This window comes from Streptomyces sp. NPDC044984 (genome assembly GCF_040646935.1).
GTDB lineage: Bacteria > Actinomycetota > Actinomycetes > Streptomycetales > Streptomycetaceae > Streptomyces.
The window spans coordinates 1-2,696 of the sequence record NZ_JBEZBE010000097.1; the positions used below are offsets into that span (position 1 = coordinate 1).

Consider the following 2,696-nt stretch of genomic DNA (forward strand, 5'->3'; position numbering starts at 1 on the left):
GCCCCGCCCACCGCAGCGTAATCCAAACCCCGCCCGCCCCCTCTACGCCCTGACACGCCCTCAACCGATCAACACCCCACCAACGTGACAACGCCGCGCATAGCCCTCCCAGGACCGCGGGCCCGCCTCCTGCTCCTCCAGCCTGCGCACCCGCACATCAGCCGCCACAACGTCGGCCGCTGCCCGCCACAGCGCCTCCTCGCCCGGTTCCACCCCCACCACAGAGGCACAGTGACGGCACACCTGCTCACAGACATCCAGCAAAGCGAGCGGACTACCCGTCAGGCGCTCCGCATACCGGCAATGACTCCGCCACCTTGACGCCTCAGCGGGAACATGCCATTTCCCGCCGCCCGCACGCCCCAGCACCACGGTGATCCGCCGCAGCGGCCCGACGTCCACCCCGGCAGCCACCAGCTCCTTCTCCCGCAGCACCGGAAGCCCTCGGTCACGTCGCACGACAGCCCGCCCCCCCCCTTGTTGCCCATTCGCTCTCGTCGCTCACTGTGACACAGGGGCCTGACCGGCATGCCCGGTTGTCCAAGGACGTCACTCCTTCCTGCAAGGACCGTCCATGACGCGGCGTGCGGGTCTGCATTGACGCCGCTTCCATGGGCACCCCGCGAGGTTCTTCCCGCCCCTGGCTGACCCGCCCCCGCAGAAAGGAGAGAAAGAAAGCCCGCTGTCGGGCCGCACAAAAGATTCCAGCGGATGCAGCGGCCGCGGTCGTACACCTGTCACAGGCAAGAAGGTGAGATGGTGTCTCGTACACCTCAGAGGGTGGCCGACCACCGGCCGCGGCTGAGGGTGGTCTGCCCGTCGGGGGTGATCGTGACGCGGGCCCCGGTCACCGGCAGCTCCCCACCGGTGATGAGGCGGTCCAGAACGTCGGTGAGCAGATCCCACAGGCGGCGGGGACCACCCTGGTGGACCGTCGGCAGATCACGAGGGTTCTCGGCGCGGGCGGGGGCCCAGGAGCCGTCGTGGTGGGCCATCCACACGGTGCGTCCGCCGCTCGCTGCGGTGTTCGATGCCGGGAACCTCCAGCTCCAGGGTGGCGTGCACGGTCCAGGAGTCGGGGACGTAGGTGAGCGGGTAGCGGCTGACGGACCTCTCCCCGTCCTCGTGCGCGGCCTGCCACACCTGGGCGGCCGGTGAGGTGTCGTCGTGGTCGTCGCCATGGCGGACGCGCATGAACGCGGCATGGTCGCAGGAGATGAAGCCGCGGGCGCCGCCGTCCGGTGTTTTGTCGGCGACGAGGGCCATCGCGGTGCCGGTGATGGTGGTGACCAGCCGGCCCCCGGGGGCGCAGCGCGTCCAGCCACGATGCGGGGACGGGGCGGACGGAGACGGTGGACACGATGCGGTCGACGTCGGCGGGCAGCGTGTCGGTGATGTCACAGACGGCGGTGCGCGGATGCAGGCCGATGCCGGCCAGCCGGTCGGTCGCGGCCTGGACCAGGTAGGGGTCGACGTCCACGCTCGTCACGAGTTCGTCGTCCAGGCGCCGGCAGGCCAGGGCGGTACCGTATCCGGTGCCGGTGGTCACCAGGGTGCGGGAGTATGGCGTCCGGGCCGCGCGGCCGGTCAGCTCCGCCAGGGCGGCGGCGTGGGCAGGGGGCCGGGCGGTCGGACGGACAGAGCCCTGCCGTCGGTCCGCCCGGTGAGCCAGCCCAGCAGCTCCGCCGCCGACCCCGTCACCTGCGGCCCCGACCCGTCGCCGACGACCTGCAGGCCCAGATCCTCGTTGGCGCACAGGGCCATGGGCGGGGCGACGGGATTCTCGCGCAGCTTCGTCACGGTCGTCTCCAGCTCGCGGGCTACGAAGAACGCGGGCCAGTCCGCCGGGCCGTGACCGGTCGCCAAGTCGGTGTGGTGCACCTCCACCTCGCGCAGCATGCTCCCGACTGCGCCGCGCACCGGGCGCAGGCCGCCGCCGAGCCAGTGCACCGGCACCTCCCAGGCATCGTCGGGGTGCTCACCGACCGCGGTCAGGAAGCGGTGCAGCGAGCTGTCCAGGTCGTCGAGGAGGACGGCGGCGGGCCGGTCGGCACCGTCCTCGATCTCCCGCTGGCGCTGGTCGTCGTCGGCGTACTGCGGAAGGTCGGCGTCCGAGCGGGCGGAGACGAGCAACCGGTAGCGGGAGTCGGCACTGCGGGCCAGGTGCGTCAGTACATGGGCGCGAGTCCAACCGGGCAACAGGGAAGGCGCCCGCACCTCCTCGTCCGACAGTGCCGCCGCGGTCGCGAACAGCCGGTCGGCCGAGGTGTGCAGCAGAGGCAGGATCGAGGCTGGGCTGTCGTGTCCTTCATCGTGTGGCATGGGTCTCCGATCGGTGACGACGCGTCGCCTCACCTGTTCCCAGCCTGTGCCGTTCTGCACCGCACCGATCGCGCGTCCGGCATGTCACGCCCCGCCGTGTCGACGATCAAGTTTTTCGGCTCTGGCGACGATCACGTGACGTGGTCAAGGCGTGAGCAGTATCCGAAGTCTGAAGAGGTCGAAGTTGGCTCGCCCGTAGCACTGGCGTTTGAGGGCCTTGATGCGCGTCACGGCACCCTCGACAGCACCTGAGTTGTGTTCCAGGGTCAGCCCGTTGATTGAGGCTGATCCTTTGGAGTGGACACCCTGACAATGGATCTTGATGGTCCAGGGAGGGATGTCCAGGTGGGACGCAAGTCTCCGTATCCGGAGGA

General features: G+C 70.1%; 3 protein-coding genes and 1 pseudogene. All 4 read right to left on the bottom strand.

All coding sequences use genetic code 11. From position 1 onward, the window contains the following. Positions 1-773: 773 nt before the first annotated feature. Positions 774-995: a hypothetical protein gene (locus AB0A94_RS38570; RefSeq protein ID WP_361751692.1), complete on the bottom strand. Its 222-nt coding sequence runs from the start codon at positions 993-995 to the stop codon at positions 774-776. Next, positions 943-1,266 (bottom strand): hypothetical protein, encoded by a 324-nt coding sequence (locus tag AB0A94_RS38575; RefSeq protein WP_361751694.1) that lies wholly within the window; start codon positions 1,264-1,266, stop codon positions 943-945. The genes AB0A94_RS38570 and AB0A94_RS38575 overlap by 53 nt, the downstream gene beginning before the upstream one ends. A 321-nt stretch (positions 1,267-1,587) precedes the next feature. Then, positions 1,588-2,322, bottom strand: a complete 735-nt coding sequence (locus AB0A94_RS38580) for a maleylpyruvate isomerase family mycothiol-dependent enzyme (RefSeq protein WP_361751696.1) — start codon at positions 2,320-2,322, stop codon at positions 1,588-1,590. Positions 2,323-2,466: 144 nt separating this feature from the next. Beyond that, positions 2,467-2,577, bottom strand: a pseudogene (locus AB0A94_RS38585) (transposase); the annotation flags it as partial. Positions 2,578-2,696 lie beyond the last annotated feature (119 nt).